Below are 23,949 nucleotides of genomic sequence, written 5' to 3'. Positions count from 1 at the left end.
ACTCTATTTCTCAATTGTAATATGAAAAAAGAGTTTTTTAAACACACTTCGTAGCTTAATTGTTATCCTCCGGCTTACTTGATTTTTCATTGGCACATCCTGATTCAACAACCTGTTCAACACAGTTATCAAAGCCGGTTTCTTATTATTTCCATGGATAGTGTAGATACTCCAAAAATTAGGGCAGTAAGCTTATTCATTAAATTTACTGAATATGACACGAAGAAAAATCACCCTGAAGTTCAAGACGCAAACGCTTCCATATCATTGAAAGAGTTGAAAAGTGGTAAAAACAAAACAGCAACCCAAAAAGAGTTGCTGTTGAATTATTACTGTCAGTAAAAACAATTGTTTTACTACAATACCAATTTATGTTGTTGGACTATTACTTTGAAAAGATCGTATTGGAAATTTATTCACTAATGATTCTAAAGAAACCAATAACGAATCTATATTTATTTCACTTAGACTAAAAATAATTTTGTATTCGCTATCCGTATCCATTCTATAATGCTTCCCTTTTGGATGTAAATCATAATCCAAATTCACAGAGAACTCATGTTTTCCTTCATAATACTCGAATGACAGTTCGTGCTCCATAAAGTCTAATCTTTTTGGTATTTGCTTTCCCTCTTTCATATTTAAAAACCAAGATTGCATTTCAAGTAAATCAAAAGTTCTAACATAAGGGCCACTAGCACTCCATTCAGCTTTTAAATCTGAAGCAAATATTGAAATACATAACCAATTCAAATCTTCAACAATTTCAGATGTCAAATACTCATAATCAATTATTGTCAATCTAAACTGTTTGTTTTTATCTCTTATAATAAACATCATCTGATATTTTTAGCAGGCCTAATGGTAACAATAACCTTGGTTTTAGGGTTGATTATTACTTCAACACCTTTATGTGAAAAACCAACTGCTCCATTTCCAGCATTGAATTTAGTTCCTTTATTTATTATTTGTTTAAAATCGTTTAAATTCTTTATACCCAATTCGAAAGTTCTCAAACTCTTAAGTCGTTTAATAGCATGACCCGATAGTTTAAGGCCTGTTCCTTTAAATGCATTTACCAATTGATGGTGAGTTAATGATCTTAGACTCAGGTTCTGAACTAATCCTTTAAATTTTAGTAGCTTCACTCCTGATCCAAATCCTCCCAATAGCGCAAGCGCACCAGCACCCCCCATTGGTTGTATCATCGTTATTTCTCCATCTGCATTAACCCTATAGGTAAATCCATTAAGTTCTACAGTTCTTGGTTCCAAGGTCGCCCATACCCTTCCGAGTGCCGTCTGTTTTTTTGGTAAAACCTGAGCTCCAATGAGTGAATTAACAGCTACAAGGCTTATACCATCAGAACTTTCATCCCCTTGACTTGCCTCAGCTGTGCCTCCGGCTTCATCTAATATAGTAATATGGTTGTTTTTATTATCCCTATAGTCGTCATAAAGAGAATCATCGGGACATGCGATAGGATTACCGTTGACATCAAAACAATTTCCTCCATCAGGATCAAAGGCTACTACAGGATTATTACCCATTGCTAAATAAGGAGAGTGAAACTGTTCATACGGATCAGTTGTAACAAACCTTCCAAGAGCAGCATCATAGTGTCTCAACTCGAACTCATACATGTTGTAATCGAACGATTCATTTAGCTCTTGATTTTGATACTTCCATTTCTGTGCCACACTGTTACCCAAAGAAGAAGTCACCTCATTGTACCCTTTGTGCTTAAGCCCGAATGGGTAGTAGTTGTTCTCCTCCACGATTTCAAGTTCCCCGTTGGTGTCTTCCACATAGCTCAAGCGTATGTTGCCCAAGTGGTCCTTGTATTGGTATACGTAATCATATCCTCCCATACCGTCCGGGGTCGCATACCCTTCGGGAGTGGAGAAAAACTGCAATGTCCCATCTTGGTACACATAATTGCCCGCATAGGCTGTCACAGTACTTCCCACCGATACAGTTTTCTGCAACTTATTTCCCGTGGCATCATAAACATACGAAATAGTTCCCGAACCCATCGCAATGTTTGTGGGAAGATTCAGATGGTTATAGCTTATGGAGGTAATATCCTTGTTGTCGTCCCTGGTCAGGTTCCCGTTTTGGTCATAGGCATAGTCGTCCATATTGTCTGCCATCGTATCCACTGCATCGTCCTTAAAGCCAAATTGATCAATGGCAGCGCCATCGGCAACCTTCATAAGTTTGTTGCCATCATCATAAGAATATACCAAGTCATCCATGGTGCCAAATCCTGTATTGGTGGCCAACAGTGGGTTTGCAATTGTCCATCCTTCCCTTTTCAAGGTCAAGATGTTCCCATTCTTATCATAAAGGATTCCCGATATATTGTATTTGCCCGATATATCGGTGGCCGATGTTATTCGGTTCAGGGCATCATAGCCATAGCGATACCACTTCAAGCTGTTGTCCGTATTGGCCGTGCGCCACTCGGTCTCGTTGATATTTCCGTTATAGAGCGGAGTCCCTCCGTGGGAAGGGTCATTATAGCTTATACCAAAGGCGAACAGGTCGTTCCCTAGGTTGGCAGGATTGTTGATCTGCTTAAGCCAGCCCCTCACGTTGTAGGCATAGTCCACCGTCTGCAGCCCACCTCCAACTTTCTTTTGCGCCAATTGTCCCAAAAAGCCATAGCTGTTCTCCACCAATGTCTCAGTGTTGCCTGCCAATGTCTGCTTTTGGCTTTTGAGCCTTCCGATGTGGTCGTATTCAAAAACATCAGTGGTTACTATGGAAGGGTTTGTCCCTTTGGTGTGCGTGGACTTGGTCCTTAATACCCTGCCCCCAAAGTCAAGCTCCACCTCGACAATGTCTGTGGTACCAAGGTAGTTGTTCTTACTTGCCGTATAAATAGGCCTGTCTTTTAGGTCATACCCCGTAACGGTGGTTACCCAATTATTGGTACCCAACACCCGTACCTTGGAGACTGTGGCCAAGCCGGTAACATTACTCGCTGTGGCTTGTCCCAGTACCATTCCTGGCACACTTAACCCGTCCATATCAATATAACTATCATAATAATTGATCGTGAACACCTGATCAAAACTATCCGGATATGCATTTTTGGTGTAATAGACCGTTGTACCCGCATAGTTATTGCCTGTTGATGTCCTTTCCACATATTGATTAGCAGCTCCATTTGCCAATGACTGAACGGAACCCCTTGTACTTCCATTGCCCGTATCAATACCCGTATAGGCCACACGACCAAAGGCATCGTACTGTGTGAACAGCCATTCATTGGCAGCATCCTGTTTGGAATCCTGTGTCATTATTGGTTGGTCCAATTTGTTGTACACCATGTGTTCCCAGCCCTTGCCCGGCAACTTCTTCTCCACCAAACGGTTGCGATGGTCATATTTGTACTGGTAGCACAGCTCGTTGAGTTCCGTGGTGCTAACATTATCCGCCGTCACCTTTGGGGGAATCACATAGGTAAGGTTCCCATAATCGTCATATACATAATAGGTGTCATGGTCACCATTGTTATGGGTACGTTTCAATACCACCCGACCCAATTTGTCCACAAACTCTTCCGTGGTGTGGTCCGTGCCAGAGATATGGTTTTCATCCTTAATGATATTCTTGTAGAGTTCTCCTGCAAGGTAATATCCGCTATTTACCAAAGTGGGGGAATAAAGGCCATTGGAATGACTTAGGCTCACAGAGAGCCTGCGGACCTCGTTGGATACATTTGACTGATAATCAAAATGTCTCCCATGACCATTGCCTATTTTCCAGTCCTTGCCAGGTGCTCCCTGTTCCTGAACACGGTTGAGGGGAGAATTTTCGAAATTCTTTTGCGAATACGCATTTACATTACCCAAGGAAGTACTTGGAAAATCCTCAGGATGTTGATCCAGATGGTATTGTTGTATCTTTGTAGTGATATCGCCGCGATAGCTTCCCATCTCCCCACTGATCTCAGGGAAGGGAAGCCATTCCTTGTCCTGCCTTCCATAAGAGTCATAGCCTATATGGCTCACAACATCCAAAGCTTTACCGTTGCGGAACACATCCTGCAATGGGATTTCATTCCCATCCACTATTTCCAAAATTGGTTGATAGAAATATTGGCGGACGTTAACGTCTGTACTATAATACAAATAACTCCTAAACCTAGAGGTTGTTGTACCGGAACCCCACTTGAATTCGGTTCCATCCAAAACCTTGTTGCCCTCCATATCATACACTCCACTTTTTCCAGTATCCCCTCCACTATGGCCATAGGGGTGAACAATGCCCACCAAAAGATACCACTGTCCCAGTTGGGGAAGGTCTCCACTCCAAAAATATGGGTTGCTGTTGCTCCCTCCTCCCAAATTTTCCACATTCTGTGTCCCATGGTACGTGGTCCCATCCTGTGAATGATTGCGTCTTACCCAAACCATATAGCGATATGTTTTGGTATTGTCCACATTAAAGTAATCCGTATTCCAGCCACCATCAGGACCGTTGTCCGGCTGGTTACCGCACTCCCAGATCAAATCGGTTTGCCCGAACGGGTTCGGGGCATAGAAACGCCGATTTTCCTCGGTCGCACCATTTTGGTTGAAAAAGGAGGTGCTACCTGCTCCTTCTGTCCAGTCCATAGCCCATCCGGCTGGAGTGTTCGCATCGAGGCCAGTGTATATACCCGAGGACCTTATTCCTATCTGTTGTTTGGGTCTTCCTAGTCCATCATAATAGACCACATTTTCAAGGACATCACCATTCTCTTTGATGCTCCCTGGACTTGACATGGGCACTTGGTAGCTTCGGGTATATACGTAGTTCTCGTCACTTAGAATGGGTGGGGCATAGTCGCATCCATTCACTGTTCCCGGGGCATCAGGACATTGGTCAAGAGCATTGTTCGCATACCCCAAGGGCATGAAACTTGCATAAAGTGTTGGGGACGATTCCCCAAAACCATCACCATCGGAGTCCCAATAGAAGGTTTGGGGTGCAATGTTCGTAACCATGGGGGTTTCATCATCATAATCATCAGAATTGTCCACATAGCCACTAGGTTGTGTACATGATGATGTGGAGGACTGGGAATCTCCAAGACCATCACCATCCGTATCGGCATACCACGTAAACGGCGGTGAAATTGTGTAGTTAATGGTCCTTGCGGGGCCCCAGCACTGAGTGGAATTGTTCCTCGCTCTCAAGTAATATGTGCTCCCACTGGTCAGGGTAACCGAACTATTGGAATTGGAAGTACTGGTCCCTGACGCGCTGCCCTGCCAGTACCATGTAATGCCACTGGGTGGGGTGCCCCTAGTTAAAACAGTATTCTGACAATTATTGGTGATTGAGGGGGCATCTGGTGCCAAAGGCACACTATTAACCGTATAATTTATGGTCCTAGCGGGACCCCAGCAGCCAGAGGCATTGTTCCTTCCTCTTAAATAATATACCGTCCCACTGGTACGAGTGACCGAACTACTTGAATTTGAGGTGCTCGTCCCAGATGAACTGCTCTGCCAGTACCATGTGATGCCGCTGGGAGGGTTGCCCCGGGTCAAAACAGTGTTGCCACAATTGTTGGTAATCGTTGGGCTTGATGGGGTCGGGGGCACTGCGTTTACAGAATAGCTTATTGTCCTTATAGAACTCCAGCAACCAGAGGAATTGTTCCTTGCCCTCAGATAATATGTGCTCCCACTGGTCAGGGTAACCGAACTACTGGAATTGGAGGTACTCGTTCCAGAGGAGCTGCTCTGCCAATACCATGTAATACCAGTCGGAGGGTTGCCCCTGGTCAAAACAGTGTTGCCACAGTTATTGGTGATGGCTGGGGTTGATGGGGTCGAGGGTGCGGTATTGACTGAATACGTCACTGAACTGGATGACAAGCTCCATATCCCGCTTCTCCTAGCCCTTAAATATTGTGTCCCACTACCACTGGTATGCGTTATTGTTGCGCTTGAATTAGTGGTACTTGTTCCCGTTGCGCTACTTTGCCAGTAATAAGTGGTTCCTGTTGGGGGGGACGCCCTTGCAATAATCGTACTACCACATGTCATGCTTTGAACGGTAGGTGCCGGCGGGGTACTTGGTGGAGCTAATTGGGATACTGGAAAAGATGATGTCGTAAGGTTCCCATTCACATAATACTGGTAATAGATCAGTCCACTACGGGAAGTCGTGGTCGATCCGGCCCGCAACTCTATCGTACTGAAATTAATTTGTTGCGCAACGGTCACCCAACTTGGCTTATCCGTAAATGTTATCGTAGTTGAAGTACATCCCGAAGATTGATAATCTATGCTTAAGAACACACTTCCTCCAGTGTTACTAAAAGTTGCTGAGAATGGCATCATTCCATTGATTGCACATTGAGCTTGTATTCTTTCTTTTGAGAAGAATAAAGCAACAAATATCATAAATATTACAGGAAGCCTATTAATTTTTGTTTTATTCGAGTACATGTCCTTCTATTTAGTTAGTCTGCCCTTTAAAATGATAGTCATAATCCCTTAACAGGTTTCCATCCTTGTCCCTTTCTTCCTCTAACCTGCCAAAATCATCATAATCAAAATATGTAGTGTGTCCACGTGGATTGGTCACACTTGTAATCCCCACAGTTGGATCATATGTGTAGCTGGTCATCATGGAACCATTGGGCAGAGCATTTCTCAAATTGTCCATGGCTTGTCTCAACGCCCCTTCATTTCCGATATAATTTCGCGTACGGTCACTATCCTGTTCAGAAGCCGAGATAGCCGTATTAATAAGCCCCTGGATGGTTCCTGTGATCTGCGCGGATTCAAAGTTTTCCAACTTGGCCAAAGGATACTGGCCACCATATCCCCAAATAAAAAATACATGGGGTCCGTCAACCAAGGAAACCTCCTCTGGATTTCCCATTGAATCATAATCCCGATAAATCACTCGATTTTCCAAGGTTGCGGGACCCTTTGCGGTTTTTACAGTATCGGGAGCAATGATAAAATTGCCCCAATCCTTGTAGGATGTAAGTTTTTTACTTGTTGACAGAACTTGTGAGTCCACATCCAAAACCTCTTCAATGACGGGCGCTATGATATTTCTTGTAACCATTGTATTATAAGGAGATTGCGTGCTGAAATCCATAGGATATCCATACTGAAAATTGGATATGGCACCGCTGCTGTTCATTACTTTCTTATGGGTGGGGAACAGCTTATCGTTGTACACATATTCCACTTTTTCAAAAACCTCATCATTGCCCTGATAATTGACCGTCTCCGTACTGTCCAATTTCTGTTCCAATTGCCTGATATCATAGTTATGGAATTGAAATGCTCCTGCTTTTCGGTAACTGTGGCCTGGGAAATAGTTTATCAAATTGGAGGCATCGAAACCTTTGATAGTTTGAACCACATCATTGGAATAATATCTTTTAACAACTTGGGTCGTATCCCCTTGATTGTTGAGGACCAAAGTTTCTTTTTCGTAGGTATCACCGAAGACAACATTGTCATAATATTTAGGAAAAGGAATATAAAATGAGCTAAAGTTCCAAGGAGAGTCCGGCAAAGTAGCATTTGTGTAAGTGGAGATTGGTGAAACCCCAAGAAAGGACGTATCAAATTTGTGTTCGATCCATCCATTGTTTGTATTTTCATCCCCATCATATTCAGTCACTTTGGTATACAGCATGGGCCGACCATTGATGAAGAGACTTGCCTTTGGATTTGATGAAACCGAAAAATCGTTTGTTAAATAGTCCGTGCTCCCATTAGCTGCATGAAATGTCATGGAATGGTTTATAAAATATTCTCGGATTACCTGTCTTGCACTGCCTTGATATGAAAAAGTCCTTTTTGTTGTTATGCCATCAGTTGTATTTGTAATGGACTTGATACGGACCCCTCCCACATAACCATTGATGCCTGCTGAAAAATTATTGCCCTCATATACAAAACTTCGCTCTCCTCCCGTTGGAAAGATAATTTTGGTAAGGATACCGGCCTGAGTATATGATGGACTTGGTGAGCGATTTGCCGACCCGAACAAGTTCACAAATTTAGGTTCCCATTCGAATTCATCCGTCAGCAAGTCTTGATTGTTGTTTGCACCATTGTAATATCCCCAAAAATCAATGGCCAACGTGTACCTGGTCGGCTCGCTCAAAAATACATCTTCGTCGGGAAAGGAAATGCCTGTATTATAATGAAAACCATATTCATTGACCTTGGCATCATTCGCATCATAGAATTCGAGTTCGTCCAATTTGTACCAATTGAGCTTGTTCGGATTACTATGGTACTTTGTCTGTTTCAACCTGATGGTTTTTATTGGATCGGTCGTGTGATTGTCATATACTTCAATCCTATCCAAAAGATGATCGGGGTAGATGTCCCCACTGTACACAAAGTGCACTTCACCATTTTTGAATTTGATCTTTGTTATTCTTTTTTCGGTATATGTGGTAATTATGGAGGTTCGAGATTCACTTGGTGGAGTACTGAAATTCGTACCTGAGCCTGCACCAGAGCCTACCTGTTCTCTCATGGATCTACTGAACGATGGGCTATACTTTATTAAAGTGTGCCTATTGGGATTGGAAGGCGGCAAAGTACCTGAGTTCAGTACATTTTCATATTCGAAGTAAACGGTGTCCTTTTTGTTTGCTGATATCATTTCGGTCAACAACCATGAGGTTACACCATCACTGACATCATATCCACTCACCTGTCTAAATTCCTCATGTACAGTTTGCCCAGTACTCAATGATTTCCCAAACCTATACAGGTTACCATTCTCATCGAGGATGTCATAGTAATCTTTCAAACTTGGGTCATCTAAAATTCTCTTCGCTTTGTAGGGAAGCTGAACAGGATTGGAGTTTTCATCATAAACAAATTTGCCCCCATCCCCATTTGGGAAGACATATGAAAATATATCCGGGGAAGCATCTGCTTCTCGATTTGCCAAATTGTCCAAAAGGAATACAGCTTCATCCTCCACCAATAAATTTGTATTGGTACTTATGATAGTGTCCGTTAATGGCACGGACAAACCATAATCCTCCCTTTTGTTGATTGAGCGGTTTACCGAACCAAATGCGTTTAATTGCCATCCAAGCCCAACAACACCACTCTCGGCTTCATTGGGCCGAAGACCAGAAGCATGATAACTCAGTGAGATGGGCACTTCCAAACTTCTGGCGCTTATAGTATAAATGGGAACATTTACCGTTGGCAATCCTGAGGAAAGATTGGCAGGATAATCTATATATTTTACCATCTCGGTCGCTCTCGGGGATGGAGGAATAACATCGGGCAATTCTTGACAGAAAACAGGTGATGCACTTAAAAGACAGAATATGAACTTTTTCATCGATTTGGTTATGGTTTAATTTTAATACGGTATAAATCTTTCATTCCTATTCCATGGCATGGAGAACGATATCATTCATTTTCATGGAAAATCTTTTCCTTTCAAACTCTTTGGTCCAATTTCTATTTTATCGATGGGTTTTATAGATTTTGTAAAAATTGTTTACCAGAATTTACTCAGAAACATCAAATTGCAGCGATATGGTTCATTGGTTTAGTCTTTCAACCTTTAAAGTCATTCGGAAAACATTCATCCAATAAAAACCAATACGATCTGTACCAACCGCACAATCCATTGAGCCTATCAATGTTTGCTTCTATGAATGGGCAGTGTTTATATAAAAGCTTTTTCTTTGGTTTGATACCCCTTATATCAAAAAGAGTTTTTTTGAAAACCAATCAGGGTAACTGAGAAATGGGTGCAAATGGGATTTCCTTTGTTCTTGGGACATGGGTTTTTCATTTAATTGTAGGTTAAGTCATGTAATCTTTTGTTTACTTAATTCAAAGTATTTGCCTTACAAGTATATAGTATTTAGTCGTGTGACATTGACATTTATATAATTTTTCGACGAATTGCAGGATGTTTCTCATTATCAATCTTCTCCACAATTCGGTAAAAACACTTAAACATTTGATGAGGCACCGTAAAACAGAGGTAACATAGCCCACTCATTGTCCTACAACTTTTATATTTGAATTTCTAAGAATATTCATATCTTGGGAATTCTCTTACGAGAGCCCCTCCTGAAAATCTTTACATGCAATTTTGGCTTGTTTCTTAGTATGGTTCCTAATACTTATATATGTAGAACTTTGGCTTAAATAAATCAGACCAGTTGATTTTATTGGGGCCAAATCTAAAGTCATTTTATACTGAATGGAGACCTTTATCCTAAAACAAGATTTGGGCAATCTTGACATTTTTAAGGAATTATATGATTTTGCCGAAAGCCAAAAATTCCAAAACACAAATGCTCTTACACTGCTTAAATTCCATGAGGCCACCCAACATCTCGAGGAAGAATCCAGAAGCTTTATAGAAAATTCAAATATCGAAATCGCCAAAATAGCTCACAGCTATTTGGAAATGAGCCTTCATGTATTTCTTTATGTTCTCAAAAGGGGTGGTTTATTGGAGCGTCCCATGCTAAATGCATATTTCAGGTACATCAATTTCCTCCGATTGGTGTTCAATAAAGAAAATTGTCCTAAAAACCCTCTCTTTTTCTCAAGAAACTTTACCAAAAATTTCCCTTCATTATTTGGTCCTAAGGTCAGGTACAATTCTACCTATCTTAAAAGGCACTTTGACCATGGCATCCCAATTGACTTAATGGGAAGGAATCCATTTTATTATGATGTTGATTTTAAGGAACTGGAAATCAGCATTGAATACGATTTTAACCTAATTGATAAGACTTTGGTCAAATACGATAAGGAAAGTGAGATTATCAATTTGTACATGATGGATTTTATGGTACACGGATATATGTTCCAAAATACAGATGAATTGATTTATCAGAGTGAGTGTTATGAATACATTCTGGATCTTAGCATTGACAGCAAACAACATGATGCCCAAAAGATTTCTTCCTCACTCTTTAAAATAATATCCAGTATCTCAAGCATCGAGAATGTTTCACTTGAATTTGAGCATTTGGAAAAAGGTAGCTTATTGACCCGTATCAGGCTCAAAATGAAAGATTTTATTGCCAAGAGTGAAGTAAAGAATTTTTTTATTTTACTCCGTGAATTGTTGTTTGGTGCCTTAACGGGTGGTAAAATATCAGCCACTGATACATTAAGGAAGACGGCTGAAATCGATAAGTTGGAAAGGGAACAAAAACTTATTCAACGACAATTGGATGATAATGAAGATGCAAACAACAAAAAGAAGGATCGTCTTCTTGACCTTGAAAGAAAAAGGTTGGAAAACCGCAGTTTGGAATTGAAAAATACCGCGGCCCAACTGGAAAATTTGAAAACAATCGTACAATTGGCCAAAGATGGTATTCTTGAGGCCGATCTTACCAAGATTGACCTTAACGGGATAAACTTCATCAACTCCCATGGCAATGAGATCATTGATTCGGAAGAGGATATAAACGAAATGACATGATTTTGATTTAGTCCCAAATTCGTTTTTTTTAAACCTTTAAAATTTAAGGAGCAAAGATCAAGAAGGTATATGCATACGCTAATATTCTTTACATTATCTAGTTAACTAACTGACCAATAGAATGGATTTTCTACAAGACTTTGGAGGTTATCCTTATGTATATAGGTTCAGGAGTGGTTCTGAGCGGACCATTTCTGAATTGGAGGAGGGTTACGTCTATTTTGCAAATAGAAATGAACTCAATGACCCCTTCGACTCCAATCCTAATATGGTGAGTGTAACAGAGGATGAAAATGAACTGAAGCAATTCTATGATTTCATGGCGAGCTCATTTCCAAATGAAGTCACCAAGCTGGATTTTCTTAACAATTACACTCCAAACACCCTTCGGGATTTCATGATTGAAAAACTGGAATTCTATATTCTTCATTACGGAGTGGTCTGCTTTTCCATGTATTTGAAAAATTATCCACTATGGGCAAATTATGCAGACAACCATTCTGGATTATGTTTGCAATTCAATATTGAAAAGGATTGGAGATTGTTCAGCGACCTCCGTCCCATTCAATATATTCCAGAACCAAGTAAGGTTACCTTCCATCCACATCCCGATTGGGATACCTTGACGAAGTTATTTTTTCAAAAAACTTTGGATTGGGGTTATGAAAAGGAAATGCGATTGCTAAAAGTACATACTGGCCGGCATTATTTTCATAAACAGGCTTTAGAAAAGGTAATTCTAGGATATAAATGCAAGCCAGAATTCATAAAAAGAATAAAGGACATAGTAAAAACCAACTATCCATTAACTCATGTATTCAAAATGATGGAGCCCAAAGAGTTCAACAAATTATCACTGATCCCAATTTGAAATTTGAACTTATCCAGTATACATTAAGTCTGGATTCCTTTTCTTGTCATGACCTGTACCTAATAAAGTTGTGAGTAGGTCAACAATCTATTTAAAAGTGGACTTATAAATTACATTCCGATGCTACAAATGTTGTTTATTAAAACATGGTTTTACACTCCAAGCGTCCCAAATCCTTTAGATTAGATTTCCATTTAAGAACCGTCATTGTTGATTCCTAAAAGTTGGTCATTAGACCAAATCTTTGACCTTCATTTTATGGATAACTTTGATGGTAATAAAAAAGAGAATGGGGTGAACTCGGCCCAAATCAGGGTTTATGGCCCATGGTAAGTATTAGTCCCCATTCTCTCTTAACCCGGTTACAAGGACCATATAGAATTTTAGGAACCTCCTGTTAAAGGTTTTAGTCAACGTAACCATTTAAAACATCATAAAGTTATGGAAATCAAAGAGACCATCGGCATCGATGTCAGCAAATTGACATTGGATGCCCACATCCACTCCAACAGACAAAGTACCGTCTTTGAGAACTCGGAAAAAGGGTTCGCCAAACTTGTCAAATGGGCTTACGCCAACAGCCCGCACTCCAAAGATTATATACTGTTCATCTTTGAGCACACGGGACTGTACTCGGAGAGGCTCTCGGAGCACTTTTCCAAGGAGGGGATTCCCTATTCCATAGTGTCCGGTCTTGATATCAAGAGATCGCTCGGGATAGTCCGTGGAAAGGATGACAAGGTAGATGCCGCAAGGATTGCACTGTACGGTTACAGGCTCAGGGACGAGATCACATTATCCAAGTCCCCCTCAAGTACCATCAGGACATTGAAAAAACTGCTCTCCCTAAGGGAAAGGCTCATAAGACAACGGGCGGGTTACAAGGCCAGTATCAAGGAACAGAAAAAGGTACTTGGAAGAAAGGACTTCAAACTGTTGTTCAAGGTCCAGGAAAAGATGATAAGGGAGCTCACCGTACATATCGATGCCCTGGAACTCGAAATGGAGGCCAATATCAAATCGGACAGGGAACTTGATTGCATCTTCTCCCTATTGCTGAGCATCAAGTGCATCGGGAAACAGGCGGCCATGCTCCTGTTGGTGTACACCGAGGGGTTCACCAAGTTCAAGAGTGCAAGACAGTTCGCGGCCTATTGCGGGATAGCACCTTACCCGCACCAATCTGGTAGCAGCATCAGGGGCAAGTCACGGGTAAGCCAGATGGCCAATAAGAACATCAAGGGCCTGTTGAACATGTGTGCACTATCATCGATTAGGCACGATGCGGAACTGAAGGGATATTATGACCAGAGGGTCGCGTCCGGAAAGAACAAGATGAGCACTGTGAACATCGTCCGCAACAAGCTCGTCTCACGGGCATTCGCCGTCGTCCATCGGGGGACACCCTACGTCAACGTGTACAAACACGCCTCCTAAACATTATTTTTTCCTTCAATATCGCCCCCCGCAAATGGACGGGGTGTATTGATAGGAAAAAATAATGCCTAAAAATTATCCGATTTAATTTGGAAAGTCCATAGAATACTTACCCCGACTTTTGCGCATGGATCCTGTCGGGTTTTTGTAGTGTTCCGATAGATAAGCGTCAAGCAAAAACACGATAGGGCGCAACCTACTTTTTGGATCTCAGTAACCCATATCCTCACCAATACCCCTAGCTTTATTGATACCCCTCCCAAGAGCTTTGATGATCTTGGCCGCCATTTGTACTTTATTGGTCGGAATACTTGGAGCTTTGACGCCCATTGTCTTAAGCAGTTTAAAAGCCATGTCCTTTTCCTTGGTGGGCAGTCCCATCACCTTTGCAAAGAACTTCCCCGGTTCCTTGGCATGGGCCTTTCTCCCAACATAGGATTCCACATAGTTCCTTTTGAACCCTGTTGTTTTATCAAAAGTCTTTTCGGCTGCTTGGTAAAAACTGTCCCTATCAAAACCCCTTTTTACCGTCTTTCCGTTCAGTTCCACTTCGGAGGCTTTGTGTTTTGCCCTGGGTGAAAGCGTATAGGTGTTCGTTATGTCCCTTCTACTGACGATGATATGGATATGGGTCTGTGGCCCCTCTTTTTGCATTCCGGCTGCCACTAACTGTCCATTCTGTTTATGTGGGGCCAATCTTTCCTGCTCTTTGATCCTTTTTTCAAGCTCTTTGACATTCCCGATGGATTCGCCACGCTCCACTTTCCGTATCTCGTTCCGAAGTCTTGCAATTTCTCCTCTATATGGGGCATTTTCCTGAACCTGTCTATCAAATCCCCGATAGGTGCGTTCATGTTCGATCTTGGCATAATATTTCAGGTTCTCGGCCTTGACCTCTTGGTTCCTATGGAAACTCTTGGCATAGTCCTCCATAAGTTTCCTTGTGTATTGCCTTAGCAGGTTTGGGTCATTTCCAATGGCCTTTAACTCCCTTTGGTTGGGACTTACCACTATGGAATAGAATTTCGGATCTTTCTGCCTCAATTTGGCCGTATTGGCATCTATTTCATCGATGACCGTTTGAGGGCTTACACTGTCGTTCTCTTGGTTAAAGAATTCCTCCCTATGTTCGGGCGACCTATCCTCGTTTTCCTTTTCCAGATAGTCCACATAGTTCCCTACACTGGAGTTATAGGTACTGCCCATTTTCTGTGCCGAGATGGTAAGGTACATGGCTATTATTTTAATTGATATTTCAAGCTTTCAAAATCCCCGATGCCCATATTGATTTTCAGATATGGCTTTCCCATCATAGGCTCTACCTTCTCCACATTGTTGAGGATTTCATTGCAGCGTTTCTTATAGCTTTCAAAATCTTGCAGCATTCTATCATGCTCCACTTTTGGAACGGTGTTTCTAGGCTCCAAAAAATCCATTCGTTCCTCCTGAATTTGGACTGGTTCACGTTTGGGTTTCCTCCCATCCTTTACATAGGCCTCGTAAAGAATGAGTACCATTTCATAGGTGGGCCGGATACTGGTCTTTTCCATGTTCTTGATAATGGCAATGAGCCTATCGAATTTTTTCATCATCTGACGCTCCAACTTTTTGATACTGTCAAGAATGATCTTTGTGCCCTCTCCAAAAGGGTCAAGGTTGTTCTCCTTGAAGTATTGTATCATTCCATCCAATACCTCGCTATGGGATTTGTTGAACTTCTTTGAATAACTGCGAAAGCGTGTGGCCGTTTGCTTCTTTACGGTGATATTGGAATAACCACCGCTTCCTTTCTTTGTTCTCTCATTTGTTTTTTGCTTTTCCATGGGTGCGATTTTGTTTTTTAGTGAAATTGCGTCAATTTTTGCGTCAAAAATTTCCAGTGTTTATAGGGCTTCCCAAAGGGTTTACTGTAGATTTCAAAAAAGTCTACTGTAGCCCCGATTTTTGTACAGAATTTCAAAATCAATTCAATCAACTGGTTTTCAACTTGTTGAAGACCCGAAAACAACCGTGATGGCGCATTTTGCGCATCACCCTCTTGCTATTCCTACGTCCCGCAAGCGGGACCGAATGAATACAACCTTATCATCCTTCGGCTGCTTTTTTGGTCTGCATATGTTCTATAAGGTTTTGCATGTCCTCCCCTATCTTATGTTCCAATACCCTTGCATAGATTTGTGTGGTGGACAGTTTGGTATGACCGAGCATTTTTGAAACGGTTTCTATAGGGACTCCATTGGACAAGGTTACCGTTGTTGCAAATGTGTGCCTAGCCGAATGAAAGGATATGGTTTTGTAAATACCACAAGCCTTAGCAATTTCCTTTAGATATTTGTTTGTCTTCTGGTTGGAGAGCACAGGTATCACTTTTGTATCGGTCTCAGGGCTGTCCCAATACTTTTCAATGATTTCTTTTGCTTTGGGCAATAAGGGCAGCTTTACACTTTCCGATGTTTTTTCCCTTTTGGTATAAATCCATTGGTTTCCATCAATACCAAGTACCAATTGATTCTTTTCAAGTTCCCGGACATCGATATAGGATAGGCCAGTATAACAGGCGAAAAGGAATGCATCTTTGACTTTTTCATAGCCTAATCCAGTGAAGTCCGTTTCTTCAATGCGCCTAAGTTCCCTTTCCGTAAGATAACTTCGTTCAGTTTTATGAAATCTGAGCTTATAGTTAATGAAGGGGTCTTTGTCCAACCATTCCAACTTAACGCCCAGCTTGACCATTTTCATTAAACGCTCCAAGTGTTTCATAGCGCCATTATTGGTACATTTCTTTCCCTTTTGGAGTTGTGGGCCGTTCAATAGATAGTGTTCAAAATCAGTAATGAACTTATAGTTCAATTGTTTCAATCGGATGTCGGGGAGTTTGTATTTGGATTCCAAAAAGCGAAAAAGATACTTTTTGGTCCCGTAATAGTTCTTCATCGTTCCGGGGCGGAGCACACTCTTTTGTGTTTTATTATGATACTCGATAAGTTCATGAAGGGTACTATGTTGCTCGTCCTGCCCTAGATAACGGGCTTTGATGGCCTGTGCCGTGATTACCTTTTCTTCCCGCAACAATACCTTATGGGTGTCCATTATTGCAGCATACACCTCATCAAGGTAGCTGTTCAATAAACGGGCCTTGTGGGTCAGACCATGGAGCCTTCCCTTGTTTTCGTCCCATTCATTCACCGAAACATATCGTTTAAGACTTATTTCTGCACGTTTTCCGTTGACGGTGATGCGGGCATAAATGGTCAGCTTTTGGGGATTACTTGAAATGTCCCGAGTGAAGAGCAGTACTTTTAATGTGTTGGAATTGCGCATAATACATAACTTTTGGGTTTGACAAAACAGGTTTGCAAAACACCCATGAACAGCGTCAAACGCTATCTAAATTATGCACAATGAACGTACCGAACCATTCACCGAACTCTACACCTTTTATATGGTTTTAAATGAATTCAATTGAATGCAATAAAAACAAAAAGCACTGTCAATCAGTCAGTTGACAGTGCTTTGATACCACCTATTTAGTGGTTCGTCGGGATGACTGACCTCTTGAAGAGGCGCTAACCCATTAATATCCAGAATATTATGTCGATTTTCCCAAAATAGGACATCCCATAGGACATCTTCGTGTGAAATAATGATTTTCACAACGTAAATATCGATATTTAAAATCAAACCACACCATCTTGTTTTATTTAATTTTAAATCAAAATAGACAAAGGAATTTTTGTGAGTTCAAAATCTCATCACAAACAAGATGAGTATCTATTCGCCCTATCGACAAGCAGATATAATAAGAACTTTGATTGTCATTTTTAAACTAGCTGTATAAATTACAAGATTTAGATTTTTGCCACCAGTGTTCCAGCCAAGCCATTACTGGTCCACCTTACATGATGGACACAATCAAGTTTAGAGGTTTTGATTGCAGTGATACCTGAATCTTACGATGTTTTCAATACTACCAATGACCATGCCTATACCGAAGTTGTGTAGAAAAATCCAATAAACTTATACAACCCGAATAGGATTAAGGTAACCCCCAACCCTATTCGAACCATTTAATATATTCTTCTGGACATTCCTTTATTTCTTGGTCAAATGATATCCAGCCGATTCAACAGCAGAAGTGATTTCCTCTTCCGTAGCACTTGTAGTCTGTACGGTCAACAATTTGTCTTGGGAGGCAAAGTCAACAGACCAATCGGTCACGCCATCCACCTTATCCAAAAATGGTTTTACGGTATTGGCACACCCACTGCACTTAATATTTGATTTGAATTGTAATGTACTCATGTTCATCGATTTTAAATTAGAAAATTACTATAGTTTAATCGTTTTAAGCCTCAAACTGTTCAATACGACCGATACACTGCTAAAAGCCATAGCGGCACCAGCTATCATCGGATCTAACAAAAATCCATTGATCGGATACAGCAGCCCTGCAGCTATAGGAATTCCAATGATATTGTATATAAAGGCCCAAAAAAGATTTTGCCTTATACCTATAACGGTCTTATGGGAGAGCTTCAACGCTTTGGGAATGGCATTTAAATCAGAGGTGATCAAGGTCATTTTCGCGACATCCATGGCAATGTCGGACCCTTTGCCCATCGCGATACTGACATCTGCTTGGGCAAGTGCCTGCGAATCATTGATACCATCGCCCACCATGGCGACCACCTTTCCACTTTCTTGAAGCCTTTTCACAAAATCAGCTTTCTCTGATGGGAGTACTTCGGCTTCATAGCTTTTGATACCCACCTGTTGTGATACGGCTTCGGCGGTCATCTTGTTATCACCGGTCATCATGTAAACTTCCATACCATTCCCCTGCATTTCCCGTATGGCTTCCTTTGAGGATTCCTTTATACTATCCATAATGGTCAAAATCGCCTTCACCTTGCCTCCACCGCCAAAGTATATGACCGTTTTGGCCTCCTGCTCTAACCCTTCGACCATGTGCCCCAGGTTGTCATCCATGGCGATTCCTTTTTCGACCATCAACTTATGATTGCCCACAAGGTATTGGGTTCCATCCAATGCCTCAGCGCGAACACCTTTTCCTGTAATACTATTGAAGTTCAAAATTTCGACCGGATTTACCTTTCTATTTTTTAAAAAGGAGACCACGGCTTCAGCCAAGGGATGTTCGGACTGTCCTTCCATGGCATATAAAATTTGCTCCAGGGCCCTGTGATCGGTCACATGGTCCGCAAAGACCATATCGGTCACCACAGGCTTTCCTTCAGTTATGGTACCCGTTTTATCCAGGACAATGGCATTCACTTTGTAACCCAACTCCAGGCTTTCCGCATCTTTGATGAGAATATTGTGGTCGGCCCCCTTGCCGATTCCCACCATGATGGCCGTGGGGGTTGCCAAACCCAGCGCACAGGGACAAGCTATTACCAATACGGCAACTGCGGTCAACAGTGCATGGGTAAAAGCGTCCTCACCTCCCAGGAACATCCAGGTGATAAATGTCACCAGTGAAATCGTCATTACCACGGGAACAAAAATACCGGCAATCCTGTCCACCAATTTTTGTACGGGCGCTTTGCTCCCCTGTGCTTCCTGCACCATCTTGATGATCTGGGACAAAAGGGTCTCCCCTCCCACCCGGTCAGCTACAAACTGAAAGCTTCCTTTTTGGTTTACGGTACCGGCAAAAACTTTTTCATCCTTTGTCTTTTCTACAGGGACGGGTTCGCCTGTGATCATACTTTCATCAACATAGGAACTTCCTTTGGACACCGTTCCATCCACAGGGATTTTCTCTCCCGGTCTGACCAATATCGTTTGACCTACCTTGACCGAAGAAATAGGGATTTCCCTTTCCTCCCCATCTGCTATCACCTTTAAGGTCTTGGGCTGCAACCCTATCAATTTCTTTATGGCGGAGGATGTATTTGATTTCGCCTTTTCTTCCAATAATTTCCCCAATGAAATAAAGGTGATGATCACTGTGGCCGCCTCATAATATACATGGGGTTCCATGCGTTTACTGAGCCAAAATTCAGGAAAAAAGGTATTGAATGCACTGAACAAAAAGGCAATGCCCGTACTGAGTGCGACCAAGGTATCCATATTGGCCTTACCGAATCTGGCCTGTTTGAAGGCATTTATGAAAAAGCTTCGGCCAAACCAGAACAGGATAGGAACGGCAAGTACCAACGAAATCCACCTACCCGGGACCCAATCCATAAAAAACATCCCCAGAAGGAAAATGGGAAGTGTCAAAATAGCGGACCAAAGGGTTCGCTTTTTTATGGATACATAATGCTTTTTCGAAAGCTCTTCCTGTACTTCGGTAGGATCCTCGGCATCCACAATTATATCATAACCGATTTGACGTACCGCATTTTGAAGATCGCTTAGGTCCATAGCACTGTCATACTCCACAAGGACCATACTGTTGGCAAAGTTGACACTGGCATTGTAGACCCCTTCGGTATGGCCCAGCATGGATTCCACGCTGGATGCACAGGCAGCACAGGTCATTCCAGTGACCGGGAAAGATTTTTTTGACACCATCTTCGCTTTCCTTTCGGTGTCCTCAATAATATCGATTGCATCCATTTTCTACTCCGATTTGTATGGTACAAATTTCAGAATAGACCTAAAATGGACTGTTACGTTATTTACTGAAAGAGTTGTAGAATTTTCCGAAAAATCAACTTTTATCTTTCCTCGTCAAGTACTAATAATTGGTGAGTGGTTTATAGAATTCGGCAACATCTATGAAATCAGGTTCGCCCACGTCAATCTTTTTTGGAGAATTTGCACCGATCAGTTTAGAATATATTCGATAGGACAAACCATTGTAGTGAACTTGGGGCAAAACAAGAACATTGGTAGTAAATAATCGCCTCTCATTCGGCCAGATTCTTTGTTTCTTCGCTAAGCGATCCCTCGAATTTAGGAATAGGCCGCTTTTCTTTTCCTGCTTCGGTTTCCACTATTCCATTTTCCTTAATGTCGTTTATCAACCACTGCATTTCCATTATCTCCCTGCGTTGTGCCTTGATAATTTCATTGGCAAGCTCCCGTACCCTGACATCTTTTATTTGAGAACGTTCACTGGTCAAAATAGCAATGGAATGATGGGGTATCATTCCTTCCATGTAGTCGACTCCTGATACGGTGACCTGACTCCTGACCAGCCATATCCCACCTGCAATCAACAAAACACCCAAGGCTAATATTGACATGTTCTTGCGTCGGTCTTTATACATCTGTAGCATATATAGCAGCATAATAATGATCATCGATCCCCCCATAATCAAAGTCATGAAAAATCTAGTCTCACTATACCAAAAGTGATCAATGATTTGATATGAGTGGGTGTACATTAAAAAAAACATGGCGACCATTGAAGTACCAATCATCGCAAAAAACTTTAAATAATTATTGGATTTCCTTTGACTATCTTCCATTGTGCAAATTTTATCTGGTTATTGTGATTATTCCTTGACTTTCGAGTATTGTATTGTTCCATTCCAATTGTAGGCCTGACAATTTACCTGTCCCAGTTATCGTATATCGGTTCAATTGGCTTTGTTCATCGCTTGTATTTTATATTGACCCCCCTTATTTTCCAATGCCTTTTGTAGCTTTTCAAGGGGGACCTCAAATTGCGACTCCACTGTAGCTTCTGCGTTTTTTAGATCGACCGCTACATCGGCTACACCGGCCACATTGAAAAGAGCTTCTTCAACGTGCCCCCTACAGCCATCACAAGTCATTCCTTCTATTTGGTATCTTCTTTTCATGTTGTGATCATTTTTTATTTTAACAATTTTACACCTAGAATCAACAATGTTGGTTCCAACACGTATGGGAAAAGTAACACTTTCTGTATAAGGGCATTGTTTGAAAAAAAACAAACCTTGACCCATTTGCGAAGAAAGATGTTTTTTAAATAGCGTTTAGGAAGCTGGTTCCTTGGAAAGGTATTGCGCCCTTAATGGTAGAGGTTAAATATCATCAAGCGATATTCTATTTTGAATGGCACTTTTCTTAAATTGTGTAGGTGTCATTCCAGTTACTTTTTTAAATTGGTTGCTTAAATAGGCAACGCTGCTATAGTCCAATTGAAACGCTATTTCTTTTAAGCCCAATTCGTCATAAACAAGAAACTCTTTGATCTTTTCAATCTTTTGGTTGATGATATATTGCTCCAAGGTAATGCTTTCCACCGCGGAAAACAGCGAACTAAGATACTTATAGTCAAGATGCAATCCATCGGAAAGGTATTCGGGCCATTTGACCTTTTCCATGGGTCCGGTGTAGTGTATCGCCTCAATCACTAGGTTTTTGATCTGTTCTATCAACTGACCTTTACGATCGTTGATGATCGTAAATCCAATTTTCTCAAGTCGTTCGTTGAGACCTTCCCGTTTTTCAGGCGTGATTTTCCCATTGAGGGTTATTTCACCCAACGACACATTCATATAGGGAATGCCCTCATCGTCCAAAATACCTTTGACGGCCATGATGCATCTCGGACAGACCATGTTTTTGATGTACAACACATCTTTCGATTTACTGGACCCAACTTCCATATCATGCAGTGAATTTCCACAGGGCCTTCAAAAAAATGACGACCACTGCCAATATAACGATCAATATCAAGGCCAATATGCCAAGGATTTTCATTCTTTTTTCCTTTCTATTCTTGGCCGGGTCCCGTTTCCTTTTCGCCAGCCCCCTTTTTTTCTTTCGTCTTTGCCTCCTAAGTTCGCTCATTTTTCCAAAAATGGTTCAACTGGCACAATAGTCAACTATTTGCTCCTAAGGAGTCCTTTGCCAAATAATATGTCAATGTGTTTGAACTATCGCCTTTTCCATAATTTTCTGATCGTTGGTGAGCTGACATACCACAACAAGAATCCGCTCAAAACGGTAATCAATCCCATCAGGGAAAAAATCCGTAAAACCATGGTGTTAAAATCGTCCCGTCCCTCATAGTCCATAGTATGGGTCATCCACAAAAAATCGAACCATCTCCAGGACCGATGCCTTACACGTTGAAACGACCCATCGGTCTCTGAGACATACGCTTTAAGGTTTTCATCCGTTTCATAGGTGATCACATAGGCCGGTAATGGACGTCCACGATACTCGTGCTGCCCACCTGTTTGGGTGAGTCTTTCAACACTTTTGACCTTAAGTTCGGGCAACATATACTGTGAAGCAACGGCTAAGGCCTGTTGTTCATCGATACCCTTTTTGATCTCCCCCGTTTGTGCATCCATCAAAACCCCGCCATTGATCCAATAATAGGGACTTCCCCCTATATTTCTCATTTCCAAAGATTTGATTTTAACGTTCCCGTGTCCATTGGGAGCAATTAAATTCCCAAATTCTGACTGGTCCGGATGCTCCTTGATGAATTGATCTCCATGGATCTCGTCAATGTCCGTCCAACTAAAATATAGTCCACTGATGGTCCACATTAGGAACTGGATCCCAATAAATAGGCCAAGATATCTATGTATCTTTCTGACCTTCATCGATGTTTTTCTTCCGACCATTAGTTCTTCCCGTTGTTCCGTGAGGAGTTATGCATCTTTACAATTTTCCAATCCCCATCCGTTTTTTTAAGGATGGTGGTGGCAACCCCTTTTCTGCTGATCGTTTTGCCCTCACCTCCATTTTCCGATTTTAGGCCAATGGTATAGACATAGCTTTCCGTAGTAAAGGCAAAGGGTAGCTCCACCTTCACTTCAATGGTATAATCCGAAAACCTAAAACTGTTGAAATGTCCAAGTTCTGGACCTATATGATGGTCGAGATAATGTTGATAGGTGCCTTCCACGCCCCCGGATTCAAAAACTTCGGAATCTTCCGCAAAAAGCTCCAAGGTACCTTCCGTGGTCAAATTTTGCAGTGCTTCTTTATAGCTTTCCAAAATCCTCAGCACAGCGGCCCTGTCCTGGTCTAGGTTTTCCTTGTTAGGGTTTGTTTGGCCAAAGCTTGTCCCTGTGAGAAATACGGCCATTAGAAAAATCTGTAAAGTAATACGTTTCATTGGTTTGTTTTAGCATTGTTTAGGTTAGTATTTATTGTATGATAAAGGCTCCCAGGGCAATCGAAATGACGATCCCATACAGGATATGGGCCAACCATTTTTTTAAAATGGCCTTTTTCGGCTGGAC

Annotated in this window: 17 protein-coding genes; 3 read left to right on the top strand and 14 right to left on the bottom strand. The window is 41.6% G+C overall.

Annotated elements, in window-relative coordinates; translation table 11 throughout:
• Window positions 1–369: 369 nt before the first annotated feature.
• The 3 genes from D2V93_RS06935 to D2V93_RS06925 form a co-directional block, all read right to left on the bottom strand.
• Window positions 370–840 carry a WapI family immunity protein gene (locus D2V93_RS06935; protein WP_119618924.1) on the bottom strand — a complete coding sequence of 157 codons (471 nt, stop codon included), beginning with the start codon at window positions 838–840 and terminating at the stop codon, window positions 370–372.
• Window positions 837–5,864: a DUF6443 domain-containing protein gene (locus D2V93_RS06930; protein ID WP_182849957.1), complete on the bottom strand. Its 5,028-nt coding sequence runs from the start codon at window positions 5,862–5,864 to the stop codon at window positions 837–839. Before D2V93_RS06930 ends, D2V93_RS06935 begins: the two co-directional genes overlap by 4 nt.
• A gap of 601 nt (window positions 5,865–6,465) precedes the next feature.
• The gene (locus D2V93_RS06925; protein ID WP_119618922.1) at window positions 6,466–9,351 is read right to left on the bottom strand and encodes an RHS repeat domain-containing protein; all 2,886 of its coding nucleotides are present in this window, start codon (window positions 9,349–9,351) and stop codon (window positions 6,466–6,468) included.
• A gap of 1,335 nt (window positions 9,352–10,686) precedes the next feature.
• Between D2V93_RS06925 and D2V93_RS18550 the strand changes: the two genes are divergently transcribed.
• The 3 genes from D2V93_RS18550 to D2V93_RS06910 all read left to right on the top strand — a co-directional run bounded on the left by D2V93_RS18550 (window position 10,687) and on the right by D2V93_RS06910 (window position 13,780).
• A complete protein-coding gene (locus D2V93_RS18550; RefSeq protein WP_147377375.1) occupies window positions 10,687–11,472 on the top strand; it encodes a hypothetical protein in 786 nt (261 codons plus the stop codon).
• Window positions 11,473–11,593: 121 nt separating this feature from the next.
• Complete coding sequence (locus D2V93_RS06915; protein WP_119618920.1) at window positions 11,594–12,343, top strand: DUF2971 domain-containing protein; 750 nt, start codon at window positions 11,594–11,596, stop codon at window positions 12,341–12,343.
• 441 nt (window positions 12,344–12,784) lie between these two features.
• Entirely contained in the window at window positions 12,785–13,780 is a 996-nt protein-coding gene (locus D2V93_RS06910; protein WP_119618919.1) for an IS110 family RNA-guided transposase, read from the top strand.
• Window positions 13,781–13,990: 210 nt separating this feature from the next.
• Here the strand turns inward: D2V93_RS06910 and mobB are convergent, their stop codons facing one another.
• From mobB to D2V93_RS06840, 11 genes are all read right to left on the bottom strand, one after another.
• Complete coding sequence (gene mobB / locus D2V93_RS06905; RefSeq protein WP_119618918.1) at window positions 13,991–15,013, bottom strand: MobB family relaxase; 1,023 nt, start codon at window positions 15,011–15,013, stop codon at window positions 13,991–13,993.
• 5 nt (window positions 15,014–15,018) lie between these two features.
• Window positions 15,019–15,603, bottom strand: coding sequence for a BfmA/BtgA family mobilization protein (locus D2V93_RS06900; protein ID WP_119618917.1), 585 nt, complete (start codon window positions 15,601–15,603; stop codon window positions 15,019–15,021).
• A gap of 262 nt (window positions 15,604–15,865) precedes the next feature.
• On the bottom strand, window positions 15,866–17,101 hold the full coding sequence (locus D2V93_RS06890) for a site-specific integrase (protein ID WP_119618915.1): 1,236 nt from the start codon (window positions 17,099–17,101) through the stop codon (window positions 15,866–15,868).
• Window positions 17,102–17,872: 771 nt separating this feature from the next.
• Window positions 17,873–18,082, bottom strand: a complete 210-nt coding sequence (locus D2V93_RS06880; protein ID WP_051947607.1) for a heavy-metal-associated domain-containing protein — start codon at window positions 18,080–18,082, stop codon at window positions 17,873–17,875.
• 27 nt (window positions 18,083–18,109) lie between these two features.
• Entirely contained in the window at window positions 18,110–20,368 is a 2,259-nt protein-coding gene (locus tag D2V93_RS06875) for a heavy metal translocating P-type ATPase (RefSeq protein ID WP_119618913.1), read from the bottom strand.
• A gap of 293 nt (window positions 20,369–20,661) precedes the next feature.
• Window positions 20,662–21,225 (bottom strand): DUF305 domain-containing protein, encoded by a 564-nt coding sequence (locus tag D2V93_RS06865; protein ID WP_036383513.1) that lies wholly within the window; start codon window positions 21,223–21,225, stop codon window positions 20,662–20,664.
• A 111-nt stretch (window positions 21,226–21,336) separates the two neighbouring features.
• On the bottom strand, window positions 21,337–21,561 hold the full coding sequence (locus D2V93_RS18625) for a heavy-metal-associated domain-containing protein (protein ID WP_161594393.1): 225 nt from the start codon (window positions 21,559–21,561) through the stop codon (window positions 21,337–21,339).
• Window positions 21,562–21,765: 204 nt separating this feature from the next.
• A complete protein-coding gene (locus tag D2V93_RS06855) occupies window positions 21,766–22,323 on the bottom strand; it encodes a helix-turn-helix domain-containing protein (RefSeq protein ID WP_313790835.1) in 558 nt (185 codons plus the stop codon).
• A 31-nt stretch (window positions 22,324–22,354) separates the two neighbouring features.
• The gene (locus tag D2V93_RS06850; RefSeq protein WP_072882342.1) at window positions 22,355–22,537 is read right to left on the bottom strand and encodes a hypothetical protein; all 183 of its coding nucleotides are present in this window, start codon (window positions 22,535–22,537) and stop codon (window positions 22,355–22,357) included.
• Window positions 22,538–22,623: 86 nt separating this feature from the next.
• Entirely contained in the window at window positions 22,624–23,325 is a 702-nt protein-coding gene (locus D2V93_RS06845; protein ID WP_036385860.1) for a PepSY domain-containing protein, read from the bottom strand.
• The gene (locus tag D2V93_RS06840) at window positions 23,325–23,822 is read right to left on the bottom strand and encodes a YybH family protein (RefSeq protein WP_119618910.1); all 498 of its coding nucleotides are present in this window, start codon (window positions 23,820–23,822) and stop codon (window positions 23,325–23,327) included. Before D2V93_RS06840 ends, D2V93_RS06845 begins: the two co-directional genes overlap by 1 nt.
• Window positions 23,823–23,949: the final 127 nt, after the last annotated feature.

The organism is Flagellimonas taeanensis, from assembly GCF_003584105.1.
Classification (GTDB): domain Bacteria; phylum Bacteroidota; class Bacteroidia; order Flavobacteriales; family Flavobacteriaceae; genus Flagellimonas; species Flagellimonas taeanensis.
This window is presented reverse-complemented; position numbering and strand designations above follow the sequence as displayed.

Coding starts and splice junctions, on each gene's coding strand:
- D2V93_RS18625 (WP_161594393.1), bottom strand. CDS start 21,561: ATGAAAAGAAGATACCAAATAGAAGGAATGACTTGTGATGGCTGTAGG.
- D2V93_RS06845 (WP_036385860.1), bottom strand. CDS start 23,325: ATGGTCGGAAGAAAAACATCGATGAAGGTCAGAAAGATACATAGATAT.
- D2V93_RS06900 (WP_119618917.1), bottom strand. CDS start 15,603: ATGGAAAAGCAAAAAACAAATGAGAGAACAAAGAAAGGAAGCGGTGGT.
- mobB (WP_119618918.1), bottom strand. CDS start 15,013: ATGTACCTTACCATCTCGGCACAGAAAATGGGCAGTACCTATAACTCC.
- D2V93_RS06850 (WP_072882342.1), bottom strand. CDS start 22,537: ATGAGCGAACTTAGGAGGCAAAGACGAAAGAAAAAAAGGGGGCTGGCG.
- D2V93_RS06875 (WP_119618913.1), bottom strand. CDS start 20,368: ATGGATGCAATCGATATTATTGAGGACACCGAAAGGAAAGCGAAGATG.
- D2V93_RS06880 (WP_051947607.1), bottom strand. CDS start 18,082: ATGAGTACATTACAATTCAAATCAAATATTAAGTGCAGTGGGTGTGCC.
- D2V93_RS06840 (WP_119618910.1), bottom strand. CDS start 23,822: ATGAAACGTATTACTTTACAGATTTTTCTAATGGCCGTATTTCTCACA.
- D2V93_RS06910 (WP_119618919.1), top strand. CDS start 12,785: ATGGAAATCAAAGAGACCATCGGCATCGATGTCAGCAAATTGACATTG.
- D2V93_RS06865 (WP_036383513.1), bottom strand. CDS start 21,225: ATGGAAGATAGTCAAAGGAAATCCAATAATTATTTAAAGTTTTTTGCG.
- D2V93_RS18550 (WP_147377375.1), top strand. CDS start 10,687: ATGGGAAGGAATCCATTTTATTATGATGTTGATTTTAAGGAACTGGAA.
- D2V93_RS06915 (WP_119618920.1), top strand. CDS start 11,594: ATGGATTTTCTACAAGACTTTGGAGGTTATCCTTATGTATATAGGTTC.
- D2V93_RS06925 (WP_119618922.1), bottom strand. CDS start 9,351: ATGAAAAAGTTCATATTCTGTCTTTTAAGTGCATCACCTGTTTTCTGT.
- D2V93_RS06935 (WP_119618924.1), bottom strand. CDS start 840: ATGATGTTTATTATAAGAGATAAAAACAAACAGTTTAGATTGACAATA.
- D2V93_RS06890 (WP_119618915.1), bottom strand. CDS start 17,101: ATGCGCAATTCCAACACATTAAAAGTACTGCTCTTCACTCGGGACATT.